The following is a 21,430-nucleotide window of genomic DNA, read 5'->3' as shown; positions in this document are numbered from 1 at the left end:
CCCGGCTCCGGCAGGCGGCGCCGACGACGAGCGCGCCACCGCCGAGGCGGTGCGGGCCCTCATCCGGCTGCGCGGTGAGGGCCGCAGCGGCGAGGCGCACGGCGTGCTCGTCGAGGCGGCCGGGTGGCCGGCCGCGCGGCTGCCGCTGTTCGCCGAGGAGCTGCACCACGCGGGCCTCGCCGCCGACTGGGCGACCCTGCTGTGGGAGGCCGCGTCGCTGCCCCCGGACCGGCTCGTGGCCGTCGCCGACGCCCTCGCGGGCGCGGGCCGCGCCGAGGACTGCCGCAAGCTCCTGCGCCAGGGCGTGGCCCGGCCCGCACCCGAGATCGCCGAGTCGCTGCTCGCGCTCCTCGACGCGGGCCGCGCCCGCGAGGCCCGCGCGCTCCTGGACGCGTACGTGCGCGTGCGTACCGCGGAGGACGTCGCGGCCTGTGCGCACACCGACGCGCAGCGGCTCCTGCCGCTGCTCCTGGAAACCGCCAAGGCGGTGTCGGACGAGCACCACTGGGACCTCGTGCACGCGCTGCGCGTCACGGGCCTCGCCACCTGACCGCCCGCCGCCGGCCCCGGCGGAGGCGGCCGTTCCGCGCCCGCTCGGGTGGCGGAGCATGATCGACTCCGGCGCGTGCCGACGATGGTCTTGGCAAGGCCGTCGATGGGGCTTACGTTCGTCTGTCTACGCACCAAGTCTACGGGCGTAGAGGCTCTCTGACGTCCTGTCGAAGGAGCGCAGCTCATGGCCAACGTCGTCCGCGCCGCCCTCGTCCAGGCCACCTGGACCGGCGACACCGAATCCATGATCGCCAAGCATGAGGAGCACGCCCGCGAGGCCGCCCGGCAGGGGGCCCGGGTGATCGGCTTCCAAGAGGTCTTCAACGCACCGTACTTCTGCCAGGTCCAGGAGAACGAGCACTACCGCTGGGCGGAGCCGGTGCCGGACGGACCCACCACGCGCCGGATGCGGGAGCTGGCCCGCGAGACCGGCATGGTGATCGTCGTGCCCGTCTTCGAGGTCGAGCAGTCCGGTTTCTACTACAACACGGCCGCCGTGATCGACGCCGACGGCAGTTACCTGGGCAAGTACCGCAAGCACCACATCCCCCAAGTCAAGGGTTTCTGGGAGAAGTTCTACTTCCGCCCCGGCAACCTGGGCTGGCCCGTCTTCGACACCGCCGTCGGCCGCGTCGGCGTCTACATCTGCTACGACCGCCACTTCCCCGAGGGCTGGCGCCAGTTGGGCCTGAACGGCGCGCAGCTCGTCTACAACCCCTCGGCGACCTCCCGCGGCCTCTCCGCCCACCTGTGGCAGCTCGAACAGCCCGCGGCGGCGGTCGCCAACGAGTACTTCGTCGCCGCGATCAACCGCGTCGGCCGGGAGGAGTACGGCGACAACGACTTCTACGGCACGAGCTACTTCGTCGACCCGCGCGGGCAGTTCGTCGACGGGACGGCGAGCGACAAGACCGAGGAACTGCTCGTCCGCGACCTGGACTTCGGCCTGCTCGACCAAGTGCGCGAGCAGTGGGCCTTCTACCGGGACCGGCGCCCGGACGCGTACGAGGGGCTGGTCAAGCCGTGACGGACCTGTACACGCGGCACAAGGCCGTGCTCCCGGACTGGCTCGCGCTCTACTACGCGGACCCGGTCGAGTTGACCCACGGCGAGGGCCGCCACGTCTGGGACGCCGCGGGCCGGCGCTACCTGGACTTCTTCGGCGGCATCCTCACCACCATGACCGCGCACGCCCTGCCGGAGGTCACCAAGGCCGTCGCCGAGCAGGCGGGCCGCCTGGTCCACAGCTCCACGCTGTACCTGAACCGCCCCATGGTGGACCTCGCCGAGCGGATCGCCGCCCTGTCCGGCATCCCCGACGCGCGCGTGTTCTTCACGACGTCCGGCACGGAGGCGAACGACGCCGCGCTGCTGCTCGCCACCACGTACCGCCGCTCCAACCAGATCCTGGCGATGCGCAACAGCTACCACGGCCGCTCCTTCGCCACGGTCGGCATCACCGGGAACCGGTCCTGGTCGCCCACGAGCCTGTCCCCGCTCCAGACGCTCTACGTCCACGGCGGCGTCCGCACCCGGGGCCCCTACGCCGCTCTCGGCGACGCCGAGTTCACCGCCGCGTGCGTCGCCGACCTGAGGGACATGCTCGGCCAGGTCCGCGGCGGTGCCGCCGCGCTGATCGCCGAGCCGGTCCAGGGCGTCGGCGGCTTCACTTCGCCGCCCGACGGCCTGTACGGGGCCTTCCGCGAGGTCCTGGACGAGCACGGCATCCTGTGGATCGCCGACGAGGTGCAGACCGGCTGGGGCCGCACCGGCGACCACTTCTGGGGCTGGCAGGCGCACGGCCAGGCGGGCCCGCCGGACCTGCTCACCTTCGCCAAGGGCATCGGCAACGGCATGTCGATCGGCGGCGTCGTCGGCCGCGCCGAGGTCATGAACTGCCTGGACGCGAACTCCATCTCGACCTTCGGCGGCTCACCCGTGACCGTGGCGGCCGGCCTCGCCAACCTCACCTACCTCCTCGAACACGACCTCCAGGGCAACGCCCGCCGCGTCGGCGGCCTGCTCATCGAGCGGCTGCGCGCGATCTGCGCCCAGCTCCCCGCCGTCCGCGAGGTGCGCGGCCGCGGCCTCATGATCGGCGTCGAGCTGGTCCGGCCCGGCACGGACGAGGCCGACCCCGAGGCGGCCGCCGCCGCCCTGGAGGCGGCCCGCGAGGGCGGCCTGCTCCTCGGCAAGGGCGGCGGCCACAGCACCAGCGTGCTGCGGATCGCGCCGCCGCTGACCCTGACGGTCGCCGAGGCCGAGGAGGGCGCGGCGATCCTCGAACGGGCCCTGCACAGCCTCTGACCCGGCGGCCCGTCCGCGCGGCCCGCGCGGACGGGCCGCGGCCCCGCAGCCCGCAGCCACGAACACCGAGGAGCGTACGACCATGGGGACCCGCACCCTGATCCGCGGCGGACTCGTCGTCACCGCCGCCGAAGAGACCCACGCCGACGTGCTCGTCGAGGACGGCCGGATCGCCGCGCTCGCCGCGCACGGCACCGAGGCCGCCGCGGCGTGGACCGCGGACCGTGTCATCGACGCGCGCGAGAAGTACGTCATTCCGGGCGGCGTCGACGCCCACACGCACATGGAGCTGCCGTTCGGCGGCACCTTCGCCTCCGACTCCTTCGAGACCGGCACCCGGGCCGCCGCCTGGGGCGGCACCACCACCATCGTCGACTTCGCCGTGCAGACCCTGGGCCGCTCGCTGCGCTCGGGCCTGGACGCCTGGTACGCCAAGGCCGACGGCAGGTGCGCGATCGACTACGCCTTCCACATGATCCTCTCCGACGTCAACGAACGGACGCTGAAGGAGATGGACCTCCTTGTGGAGGAGGGCATCACCTCCTTCAAGCTGTTCATGGCCTACCCGGGCGTCTTCTACAGCGACGACGGGCAGATCCTGCGGGCCATGCAGCGCGCCTCCGCCAACGGCGGCCTGATCATGATGCACGCCGAGAACGGCCTCGCCATCGACGTCCTGGTCGAACAGGCCCTCCAGCGCGGCGAGACCGACCCCCGCCACCACGGCGAGGTCAGGAAGGCGCTCCTGGAGGCCGAGGCCACGCACCGCGCCATCCAGCTCGCCCGGGTCGCCGGGGCGCCGCTGTACGTCGTGCACGTCTCCGCCCAGGAGGCCGTGGCCGAGCTCACCGCCGCCCGCGACCAGGGCCTGCCGGTCTTCGGCGAGACCTGTCCGCAGTACCTGTTCCTGTCCACCGACAACCTGGCCGAGCCCGGCTTCGAGGGCGCCAAGTACGTCTGCTCCACGCCCCTGCGGCCCCGCGAGCACCAGGCCGCGCTCTGGCGGGGCCTGCGCACCGACGACCTCCAGGTGGTGTCCACCGACCACTGCCCGTTCTGCTTCAGCGGCCAGAAGGAGCTGGGCCGCGGCGACTTCTCGAAGATCCCGAACGGCCTCCCGGGCGTCGAGAACCGCATGGACCTGCTCCACCAGGCCGTCGTCGACGGGCACATCAGCCGCCGCCGCTGGATCGAGATCGCCTGCGCCGCGCCCGCGCGCATGTTCGGCCTCTACCCCAAGAAGGGCACCATCGCGCCCGGCGCCGACGCCGACGTCGTCGTCTACGACCCGGCGGCCGAGCAGGTGCTGTCCGCGGCGACGCACCACATGAACGTCGACTACTCGGCCTACGAGGGCAAGCGGGTCACCGGCCGCGTCGAGACCGTCCTGTCGCGCGGCGAGGTCGTCATCGACGGCCGGGAGTTCACCGGCCGCGCCGGGCACGGCGTGTACACGCCCCGCGCCACCTGCCAGTACCTGAACTAGGAGGTTCCCCGTGGAGTTCGGACTCGTCCTCCAGACCGATCCGCCCGCGTCCGAGGTCGTCGGCCTGATGCGGCGTGCCGAGCAGAACGGCTTCCGCCACGGCTGGACCTTCGACTCGGCCGTCCTGTGGCAGGAACCCTTCGTGATCTACAGCCAGATCCTGGAGCACACCCAGGACCTCGTCGTCGGCCCGATGGTCACCAACCCCAGCACCCGGACGCCGGAGGTCACCGCCTCCACGTTCGCGACGCTCAACGACATGTTCGGCAACCGCACCGTGTGCGGCATCGGCCGCGGCGACTCCGCGATGCGCGTCGCCGGGCGCGCACCCGACACCCTGGCCCGGCTCGGCGAGGCCATCGACGTCATCCGCGACCTCGCCGAGGGGCGCGAGGCCGACGTCGGCGGGCGGACCCTGCGCATCCCCTGGGTCAGGGACGGCAGACTCCCCGTGTGGATGGCCGCGTACGGCCCGAAGGCGCTCGCGCTCGCCGGGCGGAAGGCCGACGGGTTCATCCTCCAGCTCGCCGACCCCTATCTGACCGAGTGGATGGTCAAGGCCGTCCGGGACGCGGCCGCCGCGGCCGGGCGCGACCCGTCCGCCGTCACGATCTGCGTGGCCGCGCCCGCGTACGTCAGCGCCGACCTGGCGCACGCGCGCGAGCAGTGCCGCTGGTTCGGCGGCATGGTCGGCAACCACGTCGCCGACCTGGTCGCCCGGTACGGCGAGCACTCCGGGATGGTCCCCGAGGCCCTCACCGCGTACGTCAAGGAGCGGCAGGGCTACGACTACCGCCACCACGGGCGGGCCGGGAACCCCGACACCGCCTTCGTGCCCGACGAGATCGTCGACCGCTTCTGCCTCGTCGGCCCGGCCGCCGCGCACCTCGACAAGCTGCGGACGCTGAAGGACCTCGGCGTCGACCAGTTCGCCCTGTACGCCATGCACGACGCCCGCGAACAGGTCATCGACGCCTACGGGGCGGAGATCATCCCGGCCCTGTCCTGACCCCGGCGCCCCCGCGGTCCCGGCCCTGGCGCGATCCCGCCCGACGAGCGGGCGCGGCCCGGTCGGCGTGACATGATCCTGCCGTGACTCTCCCGCGCACACCGCTCGCCACCGCCGCCGTCCTGGTCGCCGCCCTGCTCGCCACGGGCTGCGGCCGGGAAGGCCACGACGGCCGGGACGACGGACGGGGAACCGGGGCCGGGGCCGGGGTGCCCTCCCCGCTGGACCCGTCGCCCGCGCCCTCCGTCGACGAGGGCGCCGCCCCGGCCCAGCCGACCCGGGACTGCGCGGGCAGGAGCGGCACCCTGCTGGAGGCGGGCCCCGTGGAGAGCGCGATGGGGCTGCGCGCGATGACGGTGTGGCTCACGCACTGCGGCGCGGGCGGCTACCTGCTGGACGGCTACCCGGTCCTTGAGGTCCTCGGCGAGGACGGCACCGCGTACGACGTCCACAGCCTCAAGGGCACGCAGGCCGTCACCAGCGGTGTGGAGGACCCCGGTCCGCACCCCGTGGCGCTGCGGACCGGCGACTCGGCGACGGTGTCGGTCGTCTGGCGCAACACCTACACGGACACCACGAAGGACCCCGTCCAGGGCGAGCGCCTCCAGGTGCTGCCCCGGCCCGGCGGGCCGTCGGGGAGCATCGCCCCCGAGGGCGGGATCGACCTCGGCAGCACGGGCCGGATCGGCGTCACCGCGTGGAAGAAGGCGCCCCCGGCACCGACCGGGGCGGCTCCTACGGCACCCGGGCCGTCCACTCCGGCGAGCTGAACTTCGTCCGCGCCAGCTCCTGGGCGCGCGCCAGCTCCGCGTCGGTGACCTTGCCCTCCGCCAGGCCGTACCGGCCGCGGAAGGAGTCGACCATCCGCTCGATGACGGCCTCCCGCGGCAGCCCGGTCTGCCGGCGCAGCGGGTCCACGCGCTTCTTGGCGCTCTTCGTGCCCTTGTCGGAGAGCTTCTCGCGGCCGATGCGCAGCACGTCGAGCGTCTTGTCGGCGTCGATGTCGTAGGCCATGGTCACGTGGTGCAGGACCGCGCCCGGGCCGCCGCCCGGGCCGATCATCCGCTTCTGCGCGGCGCCCGCGATCTTCCCGGCGTCCGTGGCGATGTCGTTCAGCGGCTGGTACCAGGCCTTGACGCCCATGTCGCCGAGCGCGCCGAGCACCCAGTCGTCCAGGTAGGCGTAGCTGTCCTGGAACGACAGGCCCTGCACGAGGGCGTCCGGCACCGAGAGCGAGTACGTGATGGTGTTGCCCGGCTCCACGAACATCGCGCCGCCGCCGGAGATCCGCCGCACCACGCCGATGCCGTGCCGGGCGGCGCCCTCGGGGTCCACCTCGTTGCGCAGCGACTGGAAGCTGCCGATGATCACCGAGGGGGCGCCCCACTCCCACACGCGCAGCGTCGGGGGCCGCCGCCCGGCGGCGACCTCCTCGGTGAGCACCTGGTCGAGCGCCATGTGCAGCGCGGGCGGCTGCGGGCCCTCGTGGACGAGCTGCCAGTCGTAGTCCGTCCAGTCCGTGGCGTGCGCGAGGGCGCGGCGCACGGCGATCGCGACGCCCTCCGCCGTGAGGCCGTACAGGACGGTGCCCGGGGGCAGCGCCGCCTCCACGCGGGCGGCCAGACCGGGCGCGTCCGTGTCGGCGGGGGCGCCCTCCAGGGCGGCGTCGATGGCGAGGATCGCCTCGTCCGGTTCGAGGAAGAAGTCCCCGGCCACCCGCACGTGGCGCAGGACGCCGTCCTCGACGTCCAGATCGACCACGACGAGCTTGCCGCCGGGGACCTTGTACTCGCCGTGCACCGCATCCTCCAGTGTGTCCGCAGCGGCCCTTGCCCCTGCCCGAAACGTCCCCTCACGCTAACCCAGGGCGCCACGGGACGGGCGCCCGCCGTCCGCGGCCTCGGGAGGTCGCGGACGGCGGGCCGTACGGGTGCCGGACGCGGGCCGCTCGCGGTCAGACGACGCGGCGCTGCGGCTTGCTGAAGGGGCAGGGCTGGGAGAAGAACTCCTTGCGTTCCTGGACGTCCTGGAAGTTGGACTGGGTGGAGGCGCCGGTCGCGGCCAGCAGCATCCCGTCGGTGGACTCGGGTCCGTCGAGGTAGGCGGCGAGGGGGCTGCCGGTGGCGCTCAGCGGTACGTGGGCGCTGTGGCCGGGGCGGGCCGTCGGGTCGGCCTGGGCGGCGTTGTCGCGCATCTTGCGCACGGTGCGGATGGCGTCCGGTGCGCCGGTGAGGGACTTGGTCTCCATGCCCCCGAGGTTGTTGCGCGGCGGGTGCAGGTGCATGTCGCGCCAGGCGAAGATGAACACGCGCAGGCCCACGCCGTGCCGCTCCAGGCGCGGCAGGAACGGGTCAGCGGAGCCTTCGTCGCGCAGGCGGGCCAGTTCCTGGCCGAACTGCTCGAACAGGTCGGTGAAGAGGTGGAAGCGCATGCTGACCGAGTGGCTGCCGCTGGTCAGGCCGAGGTTCTCGCGGATCTGGTGGTAGTCGTGGGTGCTGAGGTTGTCCACGATCGGCGGCAGGCACACCTCGACGGGGTCGAACAGCTCGGCGGCGCCGTCCAGGATGTCCACGGCCCTGGCGAGGTCGCCCTTGCGGGCGTGGAGGATGGCCGCCTCGATGCGGTCGTTGATCTCGCGTACGAGCAGTTCCGGTATCTGGTGCAGGGCGCGGAACTGGGTGAAGTAGGTGTCGCCTGCCAGGTGGTGCTCGTGCACGGCGTGCCGCAGCCGCTCGGTCGCCAGCAGGCGAGCCGGGTCGGCTCCCGGGGCGGGGTGGGCGGACTTGGCGAGATTGGCGCTCCACACGCGGGCGTCGTGGTTGGCGACGCGCACGCAGTGCAACACGTTGAACCAGGGGTCTTCCAGGCCGCGTTCGGCGATGATCCGGTCGACGTCGACGCGGCCCTGCGCGGCCAGGCCGGCGAGCTGCTGGTCGAAGCGGCGCAGCGCCGGCTCGAACTCGGCGTAGGCGGGGGTCGCCGCCACCTCCCAGCGGGGCGTGTCGGGGCGCAGGGTGCCGCTGACACGCAGGGCGGCGACGCTGAGCCGCACCAGGACGCGGTGGAAGCTGCGCACCCAGTGCAGGGCGGCGACGCAGCGCTCGACGTCCATCGCCCGCAGGTGGCCCTCGGCGCGGTCGAGGAGGTCGGTGAGGTTGTAGAGGGCGATCTCGGCGGACTGGTACAGCCCGACGAGCAGAGCTTCCGGAGTCACCGGTTCCGCGGTGGTCTCGGCGCGCGCGTCCTCAATGGAGCGCAGGCTCTGAAGGGCGTAGTAATGCTCGGCGATGACGCCGCGTTCATTGTGCGCGGCGGGTCGGTCGACGGCGGGGTCGAGAGGCAAGAGATTTTCCCCTTCGCGAGTAATTGACGAACCATCGGGACCGTCCGGGGGCGGTTGCCGGACGGCTGCCTGACCGGTTCGCCGCGTTGACGTACGTGAATGGCGGTCGCCTCGCCCGGACATGGGTCGGAGGCCGTAAACTGCGAGTTTTCCCCCTGTCCGGTCGCCAGGACGCGCGCCGGGGAAATGGGAGGCTGTCCGCCCGCCGGTAACCGCACGTCATGGCGGGACGCGCGGTCGGGTGGACGGGTCTGTTCGCTGGTACGGAGCGCACTGCCCGCCGGGCGGACCGGTGCGCTCACCTCGTTCGGCGGTCGGCGGAACCAGACTCGCCCACTTCGGCGCCGAGTGGTATGGGTAAATGTGCGTATCGACATCCGGGGGACGTGGCAGAAGTGCGACGAGGAGTTTTGGGGAGAGACCGTGTCAGATATGGCTGCCTTATCCGTGGACCACTATGAACGCATGCTCGATCTGGCCGTCCTGGCGTTACGGGAACCGGATCCACGGCGGTTATGGGACCCGGTGGTCACCGAGTTACTGAAGGCCTGCGGCGGTGAATTCCTCTTCCTCAGACGGGACGGGCCGGCGTGCGCCGGAGGCGCCATGCGTTTCTGGAGCGCGGACGGCGCCACCGGGGCGGACGTCGAAGCGGTGCGCCGCCACCTCCACCGCGCCTGCCCCCTCGCGGCCCACTACGCGACGACCGGCGACCGGATCCCGCGCACCGCGGCGGACGTGCTCGGCGACCGGGAGTGGGGCACCTGCCGGACCGCGGAGCTGCTGCGGACCGCGCTCGGCGCGGACCACCTCCTCGGCCTGCCGCTGACGGACGCCGCGCGGCCGTTCCGCGCCTTCCTGATCTGCCGCTCCGGGCCCGCCTTCACCGCGGCCCACCTCGCCTACGCGCGGCGCATCCAGCCCCTGCTCGCGGCCGTCGACCGTCAGGCCGAACTCCTTGAGCGCTGCCGCAGGACCGGCACGACCGGCGCGGCCGGAGCGACCGGCGCGGAAGGCGGCGGCACGGCCGGTGAGCGCCCGCCCGGCGACAGCGCGCACGGTGACGGGGCACGGCCCGGTGACGGCGCGCCGGGTGACGGGGCACGGCCCGGTGGTGCACACCCCGGCGACGGCGCGCGGCCCGGCGGCGACCTCACGCCGCGGGAGCTGACCGTTCTGGGTCTGCTCGGCGACGCCCTGACGGCCGCGGTCATCGCGCGGCGCCTCGGCATCTCGGTGCACACCGTGCAGAAGCACATCCAGAGCGTCTACCGCAAGCTCGGCACCCGGGACCGGGTGGCCACCGTGCTGCTGGCCCAGACCCACGGACTGATCCCGCCGCCGGCGGGAGGGCCCGGACCGGGGCGCCGCTAGCCTGCGGGCATGTTCACGACGCGTCCCACCCTCCAGGGCACCTTCGGCATGGTGTCGTCCACGCACTGGCTCGCCTCCCAGTCCGCGATGGCCGTCCTCGAGAGCGGCGGCAACGCCTACGACGCCGCCGTCGCCGCGGGCTTCGTCCTGCACGTCGTGGAGCCGCACCTGAACGGGCCCGCGGGCGAGGTGCCGATCCTCCTCGCCCCCGCGGACGGCCCGGTGCGCGTCCTGTGCGGGCAGGGCGTCGCCCCCGCCGGGGCCACCGTCGCGCACTACCGGGACGGCCTCGGCCTCGCCCTGGTGCCCGGCACCGGCCCGCTGGCCGCCGCCGTGCCCGGCGCCTTCGACGCCTGGATGCTGCTCCTGCGGGACCACGGCACCCTGCGCCCGGCCGACGTCCTGAAGTACGCCATCGGGTACGCCGAGGACGGCCACGCGCCCGTGGAGCGCGTCGGCGCGACCGTCGCGGCGGTGCGGGAGCTGTTCGAGACGGAGTGGACGTCGTCGGCGGAGGTGTACCTGCCGGGCGGCGCGCCGCCCGCCCCGGGCGAGCTGTTCCGCAACCCCCGCCTGGCCGCCACCTGGCGGCGCCTGCTCGCCGAGGCCGAGGCGGCGGGCGGCGCCGACCGGGTCGAGCAGATCGAGGCCGCCCGCGCGGTGTGGCGCTCCGGCTTCGTCGCCGAGGCCCTGGTGCGCCAGGCCGCCCGCCCCACCCTGGACACCAGCGGGGAGCGGCACACCGGCACGCTCACGGCCGCCGACCTCGCCAACTGGTCGGCGACGTACGAGGACCCGGTGACGTACGACTGGCGCGGCTGGACGCTGTGCAAGGCGGGGCCCTGGAGCCAGGGCCCGGTGTTCCTGCAGCAGCTCGCCCTGCTGCCGGACACCCTGCCCGCGTACGGCTCCGCGGCGTATGTGCACCTCCTGGTCGAGGGCTGCAAGCTCGCCATGGCGGACCGGGAGGCCTGGTACGGCGACGCCGCCGACGTGCCCCTGGAGGAGCTGCTCTCGGCCGCGTACAACGCCGAGCGGCGGGCCCTCGTCGGGGCCGAGGCCTCCTACGAGCTGCGGCCCGGCCGTCCGGGCGGCCGGGAGCCGCGGCTGGCCTCCCGCGCGCGGGAGGCGGCCTCCGGCGCCTCCGCGTACGACGCGCAGGGCATCCTGGCGGGCACCGGTGCCGCCGCGGGCGCCGGAGAGCCGACCGTCGCCCGGAACGGCGCCACCCAGGGCGACACCTGCCACCTGGACGTCGTCGACCGCTGGGGCAACATGGTCGCCGCCACGCCGTCCGGCGGCTGGCTCCAGGCCAACCCCGTGGTGCCCGAGCTCGGCTTCCCCCTCGGGACGCGCCTGCAGATGACCTGGCTGGAGGAGGGGCTGCCCAACACGCTCACCCCGGGCCGCCGCCCGCGCACCACGCTGACCCCGTCCCTCGCGCTCCGCGACGGCGTGCCGGTCCTCGCCTTCGGCACACCGGGCGGCGACCAGCAGGACCAGTGGCAGCTCCACTTCTTCCTGGCCGCCGCACTCCGCGCCCCGGTCCGCGGCGGACTCGACCTCCAGGGCGCCGTCGACGCCCCGAACTGGCACAACGACGCGTTCCCCGGCTCCTTCTACCCGCGCGGCATGCGGCCCGGCAGCGTCACCCTCGAGTCCCGCGCGGACCCGGCCGTCGTCGCGGAGCTGCGCGCACGCGGACACGACGTGACCGTGGGGGAGCCCTGGTCGGAGGGCAGGCTCTGCGCGGTGGCCCGCGACCCGCGCACCGGAGTGCTCTCGGCGGCGGCGAATCCCCGGGGGATGCAGGGGTACGCGGTGGGGCGCTGAGGTTCTCCGGCCGCGGTGCGCTCGGGGCGCGGATTCGGGGCCGTGGGCGGGGGGCCCGGGCGGGGCCCGGGTCGGCTCGGGGGCGCCACGGTCGCGGGGGTCGCGGGGGTCGCGGGGCGGCATCGGGGGATTTCATCCGGATTCCACCCGTTGTTCACCCCTCCCGCACGGGATGTCAGTGCCGCGTGCTCTCATGGAGGCATGATCGAAACGCAGGACATCAAGGAAAGCATCGACGACTTTCTCGCCCGCCAGGCCGCCGACGTGGAGCGCGTCGTCCGCGAGGCCGCGGCCGCGGAGATCACTCCGCGGTTCCGGCAGCTCGCCGACGGCGACGTCGTCCAGAAGAGCGGCCCGCACGACCTGGTGACCGTCGCCGACCGCCGCGCGGAGGAGCACCTCACCCGGGAGCTCACCGCGCTGCTCCCCGGCTCCGTCGTCGTCGGCGAGGAGGCGGTGCACGCCGACCCGGCGAGCTACGACGCGATAGCCGGGGGCGCGCCGGTGTGGATCGTCGATCCCGTCGACGGGACACGCCAGTTCGTGCACGGGGACCCCGGATTCTGCACCCTGGTCGCGCTCGCCCTGGACGGCGTGGTGCTGGCCTCGTGGACGTACGCCCCCGCGCTCGACACCTTCGCGGTGGCCGTCCGCGGCAGGGGCGCGACGCTGAACGGCGCGCGACTGGAGCGCGCGGGCGCCCCCGCGCCCGGCCGTCCGCTCACCGTCGCCACCTCCCACCCGGACTTCACGACGGAGGACCAGAAGCGCTCCCTGCTCGGGCTGCACGCCGAGGGCCTCGCCCCCCGGCCGTGCGGCTCGGCAGGCCTGGAGTACCTGGCGGTGGCCCGGGGCGAGCTGGACGCCATCGCGTTCACCTGGGAGCTGGCCTGGGACCACGCGGCGGGCCTGCTCCTGGTGGAGGAGGCGGGCGGCGCCCACCTCACGCGCGACGGCGTGCCCTTCGCCCTGACCGGGGGCAACGCCCTGCCGTTCACCGCGGCGCGGGACGAGGCCACGGCCCGCCGGGTGGCCCAGGCGCTGGCCGAAGGCGCCTGAGCCGCGGGACCGCCCGCCCCGGGCGTACGTCCCGCGGCCTCGGTGCTGTCGGTGCCCCGGCATATCCTGTGCGGCACTGGCCGCCGGCTGACGAAGGAGTCCGAAGGTGTCGTCGATGCTCGATGCCGTCGTCGTGGGGGCGGGACCGAACGGTCTGACCGCCGCCGTCGAGCTGGCCCGCCGCGGTTTCTCGGTGGCCCTCTTCGAAGCCAAGGGCACGGTCGGCGGCGGCGCCCGCACCGAGGAGCTCACGCTGCCCGGCTTCCGGCACGACCCCTGCTCGGCCGCGCATCCCCTGGGCATCAACTCCCCGGCGTTCCGCGCGCTGCCCCTGGAGCGGTACGGCCTGCGGTGGCTGCACGCCCCGCTGCCCATGGCCCACCCCTTCCCCGACGGCACCGCCGCCGTGCTCGCCCGCTCCGTGGCCCAGACCGCGGCCTCCTTCGGCCCGCGCGACGCGGGCACCTACCGCCGGCTCGTCCAGCCCTTCCTGCCCCACTGGGACACGCTGGTGCGCGACTTCATGGCGCTGCCCTCGACCGCGCTGCCGCGCGACCCGGTGCTGCTGGCCCGCTTCGGGCTCCAGGGGCTGCCGCCGTCCACGTGGCTGACGCGGCGGTTCCGCGACGACCGGGCGCGCGCGCTGTTCGCCGGGCTCGTCGCCCACGTCATCGCGCCCCTGAACGGCTTCGCGACGAGCGCCGTGGGCCTCGTCTTCGCGCTCGCCGCCCACGCACGCGGCTGGCCCGTCGCGCGCGGCGGCTCCCAGGCCATCTCCGACGCCCTCGCCGCGTACCTCAAGGACCTCGGCGGCGGCGTCCACACCGACTACGAGGTCAGGCGCCTGGACGACCTGCCGCCCGCCCGCGCCTACGTCTTCGACACCTCGCCCGCCGCGCTCGCCCGCATCGCGGGACTGGGCCACTCCTACGACGCGTACCGCTACGGCGCCGCCGTCTTCAAGGTCGACTACGCCCTGGACGGGCCCGTGCCCTGGACCGCCGAGGCGCCCCGCCGGGCCGGCACCGTCCAGATCGGTCCCGGCAGCCGGGACATCGGCACCGCGCTGCACGCCGTCGCGCGCGCGGGCCGCGCCCCGGACGTGCCCTTCCTCATCACGGTCCAGCCCAGCGTCGCCGACCCCACCCGCGCCCCCGAGGGCAAGCACGTCTTCTGGGCGTACGGCCACGTCCCCAACGGCTGGCGGGGCGATCTGACGGACGCCGTCGAGCGGCAGGTGGAGCGGTTCGCGCCCGGCTTCCGCGACCGCGTCCTCGCCCGGGCCACCGCGGGCCCGCCCCAGCTCGCCGCGCGCAACGCCAACTACGTCGGCGGCGACATCGCCTGCGGCGCCGCCAGCGGCCTGCAACTGCTGCTGCGGCCCCGGCTCACCGCGTTCCCGTACCACACCCGGCACCCGGCCGTGTTCCTCTGCTCCTCCGCGACCCCGCCGGGGCCCGGGGTGCACGGCATGTCCGGGCACAACGCCGCGAAGGCCGTCTGGCGGCGCCTGCGGCAGGAAGGGGGCAGACGGTGACCGCCCGCGTCACCCTCGTCCAGGGCGACATCACCGCCCAGCGCGCCGACGTCCTCGTGAACGCGGCCAACTCCTCGCTGCTCGGCGGGGGCGGCGTCGACGGCGCCATCCACCGCCGGGGCGGCCCGGAGATCCTCGACGCCTGCCGCCGCCTGCGCGCCGGGCACTACGGCAAGGGGCTGCCCGCCGGCCAGGCGGTGGCCACGACCGCCGGGCGGCTGGCCGCCGCGCACGTCGTCCACACCGTCGGACCCGTCTGGTCCGCCACCGAGGACCGCTCCGCGCTCCTCGCCTCCTGCTACCGCGAGTCCCTGCGCGTCGCCGCCGGACTCGGCGCCCGTACGGTCGCGTTCCCGGCCATCTCGACGGGGGTGTACCGCTGGCCGGTGGAGGACGCGGCGCGGATCGCGGTCCGCGCGGTCCGGGACGCCTCGGCGGCACTCCCCGCGGTGGAGGAGGTGCGCTTCGTCCTCTTCGACGACGCGGCGTACCGGGCGTTCGAGCGGGCCCTGGCAGCCGAAGGCTGATGTCGGATTCCCGCCAGCCCGGGGCCCGCCGATCCCGGATGCTTGTGCCATGCCCGCCCTGACGCCCACCCCCTTCGAGCCGACTCCGGCCACCGCGCCGCCCGCCACCCCCGCGGGAACCACCGCCCTGGTGCCGTCCCCGGCGCCCGAGCCGACCACCGCTCCGCGGGAGCCGGGGCCGGGGCCCCGGGCGGCCGGGAGGAACGGGGCCCGGCGGGCGCCGCGCCCGGCCTCCGGGACCGCCGCGCCCGCGGGGATGCACAGCGACTTCGAGCGCTGCGTGCGCGCCGTGCAGTCCAAGGACGACCGGTTCGACGGCTGGTTCTTCACCGCCGTGCTGACCACGCGCATCTACTGCCGCCCGAGCTGCCCCGTCGTCCCGCCCAAGCCGCAGAACATGACGTTCTACCCGAGCGCCGCCGCCTGCCAGCAGGCCGGTTTCCGCGCCTGCAAGCGGTGCCGCCCCGACAGCAGCCCCGGCTCGCCCGAGTGGAACCAGCGCGCCGACCTGGTCGCCCGCGCCATGCGCCTCATCGGCGACGGCGTCGTCGACCGCGAGGGCGTGCCCGGACTCGCGGCCCGCCTCGGCTACAGCACCCGGCAGGTCGAGCGCCAGTTGCTCGCCGAGCTCGGCGCCGGGCCGCTCGCGCTCGCCCGCGCCCAGCGGGCCCAGACCGCGCGGCTCCTCATCGAGACGACCACCCTGCCCATGGCGGAGATCGCCTTCGCCGCGGGCTTCGCCTCCATCCGCACGTTCAACGACACGGTCCGCGAGGTCTTCGCGCTCGCGCCGGGGGAGCTGCGCGCCCGCGCCGCCCGCCGGGGCCGGGGCGCACCGGCCCCCGCCGCCAACGGCACGTTCTCGCTGCGGCTGCCGTTCCGGGCCCCGCTCAACCCCGACAACCTCTTCGGCCACCTCATCGCCACCGCCGTACCGGGGGTGGAGGAGTGGCGCGGCGGCTCTCTCCGCCGGACGCTCCGCCTGCCGTACGGCCACGGCATCGTGGCGCTCACCCCGCACCCCGACCACATCGGCTGCCGCCTCACCCTCACCGACCCGCGCGACCTCACCCACGCCATCAGCCGCTGCCGCAGGCTCCTCGACCTGGACGCCGACCCGGTCGCCGTGGACGGCCAGCTCCGCGCCGACCCGCTGCTCGCGCCGCTCGTCGACAAGGCGCCGGGGCGGCGCGTGCCGCGCACCGTGGACGAGGCCGAGTTCGCCGTCCGCGCGGTGCTCGGGCAGCAGGTCTCCACGGCCGCCGCGCGCACCCACGCCGCGCGCCTGGTCACCGCGTACGGCGAGCCGGTCGACGACCCCGAGGGCGGCCTCACCCATCTGTTCCCGGCGCCCGGGGCGCTCGCGGCGCTCGACCCGGAGGCCCTCGCGCTCCCGCGCAGCCGCCGCACCACCCTGACCACCCTCGTGCGCCACCTCGCCGACGGCACGCTCCGGCTCGGCGTCGAGAACGACTGGGAGCAGGCCCGCGCCCAGCTCGCCGCGCTGCCCGGCTTCGGGCCGTGGACGACGGAGATCATCGCGATGCGCGCGCTCGGCGACCCGGACGCCTTCCTGCCCTCCGACCTCGGCATCCGGCGCGCGGCCCAGGCGCTCGGGCTGCCGCACACGCCCGCCGCGCTCACCGCCCGCGCCGCGGCCTGGCGCCCGTGGCGCGCGTACGCCGTGCAGTACCTGTGGGCGACGGACGACCACCCCGTCAACCGCATCCCCGGCTGACCGGCCGCCCGGCCACGGGCGCGCCCCGCATCCGCTGCCGCCCCGTACGCCGCAGCCGGTACGCCGCCCCGTACGCTGCCGACCCCGGCGCCCTCCACCCGGACACGACCGGCCCCGTACACCATCGACCGGGACGACCGGTCGGCCCGCAGACCCTCACCACACCCTCATCCTCATCCGGACCCGACCCGGACCCGACCACCAAGGACCAAGGACCCCAGGGACCCTGATGCACCGCACCCACACCGTCATCGACAGCCCTTACGAGCCGCTCACGCTCGTCGCCACCGACGGCACCCTCAGTGGCGTCTACATGACCGGCCAGCGGCACCGCCCCGCCGAGGAGACCTTCGGGGACCGGGACCCGGAGGGCTTCGCCGAGGCGATCGAGCAGCTCGACGCGTACTTCGCGGGCGACCTCAAGGAGTTCGACCTGCCCCTGCGCCTGGACGGCACGCCCTTCCAGCGCTCCGTCTGGGAGCAGCTCCTGGACATCCCCTACGGGCACACCCGTACGTACGGGGAGCTGGCCGCGGCCCTGGGCAAGCCCGCCGCCTCGCGTGCCGTCGGCCTCGCCAACGGCAAGAACCCCATCAGCGTCATCGTGCCCTGCCACCGCGTCATCGGCACGGGCGGCGGCCTGACCGGCTACGGCGGCGGGCTCGACCGCAAGCGGCGGCTGCTGGACTTCGAGCGCGGCGCCGCGCTGTTCTAGCGGGCCCGGCGGCTTCAGCGGGCGGCCACGCGCCGAGCGGGGGGGGCTCAGCGCGCGGGGCGGCCGTCCTCCAGCTCCACGGCGCCGCCGCCCCCGTCGAGGACGCCGAGCGCGGCGGTCACCCGGCGCGCGAGCGGCGCCGACAGGTACGACGGCAGCTCCGCGCGCTCCACCAGGCGCCACGACAGCAGCTCCTCCTCCTGGAGCCGGATCGCCGCGAACCGCTCGTCGGGCAGCACCCCGCCGTCGTACAGGAACGCCACCAGCGGCGGCCGCTCGTCCGTGCCCGGCACCCAGTCGACCACCAGCAGCCCGCCGGGCTCGATGTCGAGGCCGACCTCCTCGGCGGTCTCGCGGCGCGCGCCCTGCCGCGGCGACTCGCCGTCGGCGGACTCGACACCCCCGCCCGGAAGGGTCCACGTGTCGCGGTAGTTCGGCTCGACGATGAGGATCCGCCCCGAGGTGTCCCGGATGAGGGCGGCGGCTCCGGCGAGCACGCGGGGCAGGCTCGCGATGTAGGCGGCGTAGTCGAGTGTCGTCACGGGGGGAAGGGTAGCCCCGGCGGCCGGCCCGGGCCGGGGGCGTCCGGTGCGCGCGGAGGGTGCGCACGGGCCCGGACGGCGCACACCGGTCAGCCGTCCGCCCCGGGGGAGACCTCGTCGGACACCTCGCCCGACGCCTCGCCCGGCGCCTCGCCGGACCTGCCGGCCAATTCCGTCGTCCAGGCCGCCAGTTCGCTGATCCGGGCCCCGTCGTAGCCGAACACCGCGCTGCGGACCGTGTCCTCCAGCGGGTCGCGCCACCGCGCCGGGATGCCCGCGGCCCCGCACCGCACGCCCGCGAACGACCCGGCCGTCGCGCCGTTCGAGTCCGTGTCCAGGCCGCCGCGGACCGTCAGCGCGAGGGTGCGGGTGAAGTCCCCGTCGCCGTACAGGAGCCCGGCGGTGAGCACAGCGGCGTTCGGCACCGCGTGGATCCAGCCGAGCCCGGCCGTCTCCTGCTCCACGGCGTCGAGCGTCTCCTCCCAGCTCAGCCGCGCCTCGTGCAGGGCCGCCACGCGGCGCACCGCCCGCGCCACGCGGCAGCCCGCCGGGATCACGCCGAGCGCCCGGTCCACGGCCTCGCGCGGGGTGGCGGCCGTGAACGCGGCCGCGATCAGGGCCGCCGCCCACATCGCCGCGTAGGCGCCGTTGCCGGTGTGCGAGAGCGCGGCGTCGCGCCGGGCCAGCGCCGCGGCCCGGCGCGGGGCACCGGGACAGGTCCAGCCGTAGACGTCGGCACGGATCAGCGCGCCGATCCACTCCTGGTACGGGTTGTCGTACGTCGCCGTCAGCGGCGGCCTGAGGCCGTTCACCAGGTTGCGGTACGCCGCGCGCTCCGCCGTGAACGTCTGCCGGTACGGCAGCCGGTGCAGCCACGCCTCGCCCACCTGCTCCGTAGTGAAGCGGAAGCCATGCGTCCGCAAGAGGTCGAGGCCGAGGATCGTGTAGTCCACGTCGTCGTCGCGGCAGCTCCCGTGGATCCGCCCGCGCACGCAGGAGCGCCACTCGGGGCGCAGCTCGAAGCCGGTGGTGTCGGGCGGGGGAGGGGGCAGGTAGTCGGTGAGCGGCAGCGCGTCGGTCAGCCGCAGGTAGCGGTCGATGCGCTCGCGGGTCCAGTAATCGCCCCGCTCGACGGGCTTGCCGAGCATGTTGCCCGCGACCCGGCCGAGCCACCCGCCGAGCACGCGGTCCGCGAGCGCCGTCCCCTGTGCCGTCTGCGTCATGGGTCCGGTCTACCCGCGCCGGGGCGGCAGGCACGCCCTCCGCGGCGCGGCGGGCGCGGCTCCGGTGCCCCTGGGCAGCGGGCCCCTCCTGCGGTTATGGTCGCTGCGGCGCGACTGCCTTGACGCGAGCAAGGCCGGAAGCAAGGGATGTGCAAGGTGGCGGACGCTGCAGTGACGTCAGCGCACGAGGAGGGCCGCGAGGCGGAGCACGGCGGGGGCGGTGGGGGCCGCGGACACGTACTGATCGCCGCGGACAAGTTCAAGGGGTCGCTCACGGCCGTGGCGGTCGCCGAGCGCGTGTCGGCGGGCCTGCGCGGGGTCGTGCCGGACCTGCCGGTGCGGGCGCTGCCCGTGGCGGACGGCGGCGACGGCACGGTCGACGCGGCCGTGGCGGCCGGGTTCGAGCGCCGCGAGGTACGGGTGACCGGGCCGCTCGGCACCGAGGTCGCGGCGGCCTACGCGCTGCGCGAGGGCACCGCGGTCGTGGAGATGGCGGAGGCCTCGGGGCTGCAACGCCTGCCCGATGGGGTGTTCGCGCCGCTCACCGCGACGACGTACGGCACCGGCGAGCTGATCCGCGCCGCCCTGGACGCGGGCGCGCGCACCCTCGTCCTCGGCGTGGGCGGCAGCGCCACCACGGACGGGGGCGCGGGGATGCTGGCCGCGCTCGGCGGCCGGTTCCTGGACGCGGCCGGAAAGCCCCTGGCGCCCGGCGGCGGCCCGCTGCGCGACCTGGCGTCGGCGGACCTGTCGGGGCTCGACCCGCGCCTCGCCGAGGCCGAGACCGTCCTGGCCAGCGACGTCGACAACCCGCTGACCGGCCCCAAGGGCGCACCTGCGGTGTACGGCCCGCAGAAGGGCGCCTCTGCCGAGGACGTGGCGGCGCTGGACGCCGCGCTCGCCCACTACGCCCAGGTGCTGGCCGAAACCGCGGGGCCGCGCGCCCTGGAGTACGCCGAGGCGCCGGGGGCGGGGGCCGCGGGCGGCATCGGCTACGGCGCCCTCGTCGGCCTCGGCGCGTCCTTCCGGCCCGGCATCGAGGTGATGCTGGACGTCCTCGGCTTCGGGCCCGCGCTGGCCGGGGCACAGCTCGTCATCACCGGCGAGGGCTCGCTGGACGAGCAGACCCTGCACGGCAAGGCGCCCGCCGGGGTGGCCCGCGCGGCCCGCACGGCCGGCATCGAGGTCATCGCCGTCTGCGGCCGCCTGGCGCTGCCCCCGTCCGCCCTCGGCACGGCGGGCATCCGCCGCGCGTACGCCCTGACGGACATCGAGCCGGACACGGCCCGCTGCATCGCCGAGGCGGGCCCGCTCCTGGAGCAACTGGCCGGGAACATCGCGCGGGACTTCTTGACCTGACAGCCGCGGCACCGCGTGCCACGCAGCGACAGCCGCCTGGCGGCGCGGGCGCGGCCCGTTCCGCCGGGCCGCAGCTCACGGCCGCAGCCGCAGCCCACGGCGGCGTACTCGGTGCCGTACGCGGTGCCATAGCGGTGGTGTACTCGGTGGCGTACTCAGTCGGTGTCCGTCGCGGCCAGCACCGCCAGCCGTCGGCCCTCGGAACAGACCGCGACCAGGCCGATGTCCCAGGCCACGCGCTCGAACCAAGGGGTTCCGGCCTCGAAGTCGTACCAGGCGCACTCCCGTACGCGGGCCTCGACCTCCTCGACGCGGCCTCCAGGGGAGCCGTCAGACCGAAGACGCGCGCTTCGACGCGGCCGTTGGACTTCTCGACCCAGTCCGCCACCGCCGCGCCGATGAGCCCGGCGGCGGCCGGGGTCGTCGTGTCCTCGGCCGAGGGCGCGTGCGCCGCCGCGGCGACCGTCACCGTGGTCTCCAGGCCGAGCCCGGAGTAGCCCCCGGTCACCACGGCCATCCTGCCGGAGAGATCGAGACCGGCCAGGACGTCCTCAAGCACTTCGCCGCCCTGGTACGCCGCGGACCGGGCAACGAGGCGGAACGCCTGCGCCTCCTCGACGCCCACCGCCGGCGCGTCGACGCACAGACCCAGGCCCTGGAGGAGTGCCGGTCCCTCATCACCTGGAAGGTCGGCGTCTACGCCGCACACCTGTCCCGCGGCGAGGCGGACGGCCTCTGGGACCCGACGACCTGAGACAGGCGCGCGCGACCGCGTCGTGTGCGCTCGCCGTGCCGGCAGCGGTACGAGAAGCCCTGACCCGGCGGA

At 75.1% G+C, this 21,430-nt stretch carries 18 protein-coding genes and 4 pseudogenes; 15 read left to right on the top strand and 7 right to left on the bottom strand.

What is annotated here, in order from left to right; all coding sequences use genetic code 11:
• The 6 genes and pseudogenes from QK440_RS09645 to QK440_RS09620 all read left to right on the top strand — a co-directional run.
• Positions 1-550: pseudogene (locus QK440_RS09645) on the top strand (hypothetical protein); the annotation flags it as partial.
• Between the two features lie 186 nt (positions 551-736).
• The gene (locus QK440_RS09640; RefSeq protein WP_282792587.1) at positions 737-1,579 is read left to right on the top strand and encodes a nitrilase-related carbon-nitrogen hydrolase; all 843 of its coding nucleotides are present in this window, start codon (positions 737-739) and stop codon (positions 1,577-1,579) included.
• Positions 1,576-2,859: an aspartate aminotransferase family protein gene (locus QK440_RS09635; RefSeq protein WP_282792586.1), complete on the top strand. Its 1,284-nt coding sequence runs from the start codon at positions 1,576-1,578 to the stop codon at positions 2,857-2,859. The genes QK440_RS09640 and QK440_RS09635 overlap by 4 nt, the downstream gene beginning before the upstream one ends.
• 82 nt (positions 2,860-2,941) lie before the next feature.
• Positions 2,942-4,345: a dihydropyrimidinase gene (gene hydA / locus QK440_RS09630; RefSeq protein ID WP_282792585.1), complete on the top strand. Its 1,404-nt coding sequence runs from the start codon at positions 2,942-2,944 to the stop codon at positions 4,343-4,345.
• 10 nt (positions 4,346-4,355) lie between these two features.
• Positions 4,356-5,354 carry a TIGR03842 family LLM class F420-dependent oxidoreductase gene (locus QK440_RS09625; protein WP_282792584.1) on the top strand — a complete coding sequence of 333 codons (999 nt, stop codon included), beginning with the start codon at positions 4,356-4,358 and terminating at the stop codon, positions 5,352-5,354.
• 83 nt (positions 5,355-5,437) lie between these two features.
• Positions 5,438-6,124: a DUF4232 domain-containing protein gene (locus QK440_RS09620; protein ID WP_282792583.1), complete on the top strand. Its 687-nt coding sequence runs from the start codon at positions 5,438-5,440 to the stop codon at positions 6,122-6,124.
• Here QK440_RS09620 and QK440_RS09615 read toward each other — a convergent pair.
• Both QK440_RS09615 and QK440_RS09610 read right to left on the bottom strand, forming a co-directional pair.
• Positions 6,090-7,154 (bottom strand): lipoate--protein ligase family protein, encoded by a 1,065-nt coding sequence (locus QK440_RS09615; protein WP_282792582.1) that lies wholly within the window; start codon positions 7,152-7,154, stop codon positions 6,090-6,092. The two genes, QK440_RS09620 and QK440_RS09615, sit on opposite strands and share 35 nt — an antisense overlap.
• Positions 7,155-7,308: 154 nt before the next feature.
• Positions 7,309-8,697, bottom strand: a complete 1,389-nt coding sequence (locus tag QK440_RS09610) for a hypothetical protein (RefSeq protein ID WP_282792581.1) — start codon at positions 8,695-8,697, stop codon at positions 7,309-7,311.
• Between the two features lie 432 nt (positions 8,698-9,129).
• On the opposite strand from QK440_RS09610, the gene QK440_RS09605 reads away from it, so the two are divergent.
• From QK440_RS09605 to QK440_RS09575, 7 genes are all read left to right on the top strand, one after another.
• A complete protein-coding gene (locus QK440_RS09605; RefSeq protein ID WP_282792580.1) occupies positions 9,130-10,071 on the top strand; it encodes a helix-turn-helix transcriptional regulator in 942 nt (313 codons plus the stop codon).
• A 9-nt stretch (positions 10,072-10,080) separates the two neighbouring features.
• The gene (locus tag QK440_RS09600; RefSeq protein WP_282792579.1) at positions 10,081-11,904 is read left to right on the top strand and encodes a gamma-glutamyltransferase; all 1,824 of its coding nucleotides are present in this window, start codon (positions 10,081-10,083) and stop codon (positions 11,902-11,904) included.
• Positions 11,905-12,105: 201 nt separating this feature from the next.
• Positions 12,106-12,963 (top strand): inositol monophosphatase family protein, encoded by an 858-nt coding sequence (locus tag QK440_RS09595; protein WP_282792578.1) that lies wholly within the window; start codon positions 12,106-12,108, stop codon positions 12,961-12,963.
• 106 nt (positions 12,964-13,069) lie between these two features.
• Positions 13,070-14,500, top strand: a complete 1,431-nt coding sequence (locus QK440_RS09590) for an NAD(P)/FAD-dependent oxidoreductase (RefSeq protein ID WP_282792577.1) — start codon at positions 13,070-13,072, stop codon at positions 14,498-14,500.
• Positions 14,497-15,027, top strand: a complete 531-nt coding sequence (locus tag QK440_RS09585) for an O-acetyl-ADP-ribose deacetylase (protein ID WP_282792576.1) — start codon at positions 14,497-14,499, stop codon at positions 15,025-15,027. Before QK440_RS09590 ends, QK440_RS09585 begins: the two co-directional genes overlap by 4 nt.
• Positions 15,028-15,283: 256 nt before the next feature.
• Positions 15,284-16,765 carry an AlkA N-terminal domain-containing protein gene (locus QK440_RS09580; protein ID WP_282792595.1) on the top strand — a complete coding sequence of 494 codons (1,482 nt, stop codon included), beginning with the start codon at positions 15,284-15,286 and terminating at the stop codon, positions 16,763-16,765.
• A gap of 229 nt (positions 16,766-16,994) precedes the next feature.
• A complete protein-coding gene (locus tag QK440_RS09575) occupies positions 16,995-17,480 on the top strand; it encodes a methylated-DNA--[protein]-cysteine S-methyltransferase (protein ID WP_282792575.1) in 486 nt (161 codons plus the stop codon).
• 47 nt (positions 17,481-17,527) lie between these two features.
• Here the strand turns inward: QK440_RS09575 and QK440_RS09570 are convergent, their stop codons facing one another.
• Both QK440_RS09570 and QK440_RS09565 read right to left on the bottom strand, forming a co-directional pair.
• Positions 17,528-18,022, bottom strand: a complete 495-nt coding sequence (locus QK440_RS09570; RefSeq protein ID WP_282792574.1) for an NUDIX hydrolase — start codon at positions 18,020-18,022, stop codon at positions 17,528-17,530.
• 89 nt (positions 18,023-18,111) lie between these two features.
• Positions 18,112-19,245 (bottom strand): ADP-ribosylglycohydrolase family protein, encoded by a 1,134-nt coding sequence (locus QK440_RS09565; RefSeq protein ID WP_282792573.1) that lies wholly within the window; start codon positions 19,243-19,245, stop codon positions 18,112-18,114.
• 240 nt (positions 19,246-19,485) lie between these two features.
• Between QK440_RS09565 and QK440_RS09560 the strand changes: the two genes are divergently transcribed.
• Positions 19,486-20,604 (top strand): glycerate kinase, encoded by a 1,119-nt coding sequence (locus QK440_RS09560; RefSeq protein WP_282792594.1) that lies wholly within the window; start codon positions 19,486-19,488, stop codon positions 20,602-20,604.
• Between the two features lie 155 nt (positions 20,605-20,759).
• Here the strand turns inward: QK440_RS09560 and QK440_RS09555 are convergent, their stop codons facing one another.
• The 3 genes and pseudogenes from QK440_RS09555 to QK440_RS09545 all read right to left on the bottom strand — a co-directional run.
• On the bottom strand, positions 20,760-20,984 hold the full coding sequence (locus QK440_RS09555) for a DUF6183 family protein (RefSeq protein ID WP_282792593.1): 225 nt from the start codon (positions 20,982-20,984) through the stop codon (positions 20,760-20,762).
• Positions 20,985-20,990: 6 nt separating this feature from the next.
• Positions 20,991-21,073: pseudogene (locus QK440_RS09550) on the bottom strand (hypothetical protein); the annotation flags it as partial.
• Positions 21,056-21,163: pseudogene (locus QK440_RS09545) on the bottom strand (oxidoreductase); the annotation flags it as partial. The pseudogenes QK440_RS09545 and QK440_RS09550, both read right to left, overlap by 18 nt.
• On the opposite strand from QK440_RS09545, the pseudogene QK440_RS09540 reads away from it, so the two are divergent.
• Positions 21,137-21,358: pseudogene (locus QK440_RS09540) on the top strand (MerR family transcriptional regulator); the annotation flags it as partial. The pseudogenes QK440_RS09545 and QK440_RS09540 sit on opposite strands and share 27 nt — an antisense overlap.
• Between the last annotated feature and the right edge of the window lie 72 nt (positions 21,359-21,430).

The sequence above is a fragment of the Streptomyces sp. CC224B genome (genome assembly GCF_030010595.1).
GTDB lineage: Bacteria > Actinomycetota > Actinomycetes > Streptomycetales > Streptomycetaceae > Streptomyces > Streptomyces longispororuber.
Note: the sequence above shows the minus strand (reverse complement) of the source record. Positions and strands in the feature narration are given on the sequence as shown.

What these genes read in the sequence shown, in the direction of transcription:
- QK440_RS09565 (WP_282792573.1), bottom strand. Translation starts at nt 19,245, where the DNA reads ATGACGCAGACGGCACAGGGGACGGCGCTCGCGGACCGCGTGCTCGGC.
- hydA (WP_282792585.1), top strand. Translation starts at nt 2,942, where the DNA reads ATGGGGACCCGCACCCTGATCCGCGGCGGACTCGTCGTCACCGCCGCC.
- QK440_RS09580 (WP_282792595.1), top strand. Translation starts at nt 15,284, where the DNA reads ATGCACAGCGACTTCGAGCGCTGCGTGCGCGCCGTGCAGTCCAAGGAC.
- QK440_RS09605 (WP_282792580.1), top strand. Translation starts at nt 9,130, where the DNA reads ATGGCTGCCTTATCCGTGGACCACTATGAACGCATGCTCGATCTGGCC.
- QK440_RS09600 (WP_282792579.1), top strand. Translation starts at nt 10,081, where the DNA reads ATGTTCACGACGCGTCCCACCCTCCAGGGCACCTTCGGCATGGTGTCG.
- QK440_RS09640 (WP_282792587.1), top strand. Translation starts at nt 737, where the DNA reads ATGGCCAACGTCGTCCGCGCCGCCCTCGTCCAGGCCACCTGGACCGGC.
- QK440_RS09595 (WP_282792578.1), top strand. Translation starts at nt 12,106, where the DNA reads ATGATCGAAACGCAGGACATCAAGGAAAGCATCGACGACTTTCTCGCC.
- QK440_RS09575 (WP_282792575.1), top strand. Translation starts at nt 16,995, where the DNA reads ATGCACCGCACCCACACCGTCATCGACAGCCCTTACGAGCCGCTCACG.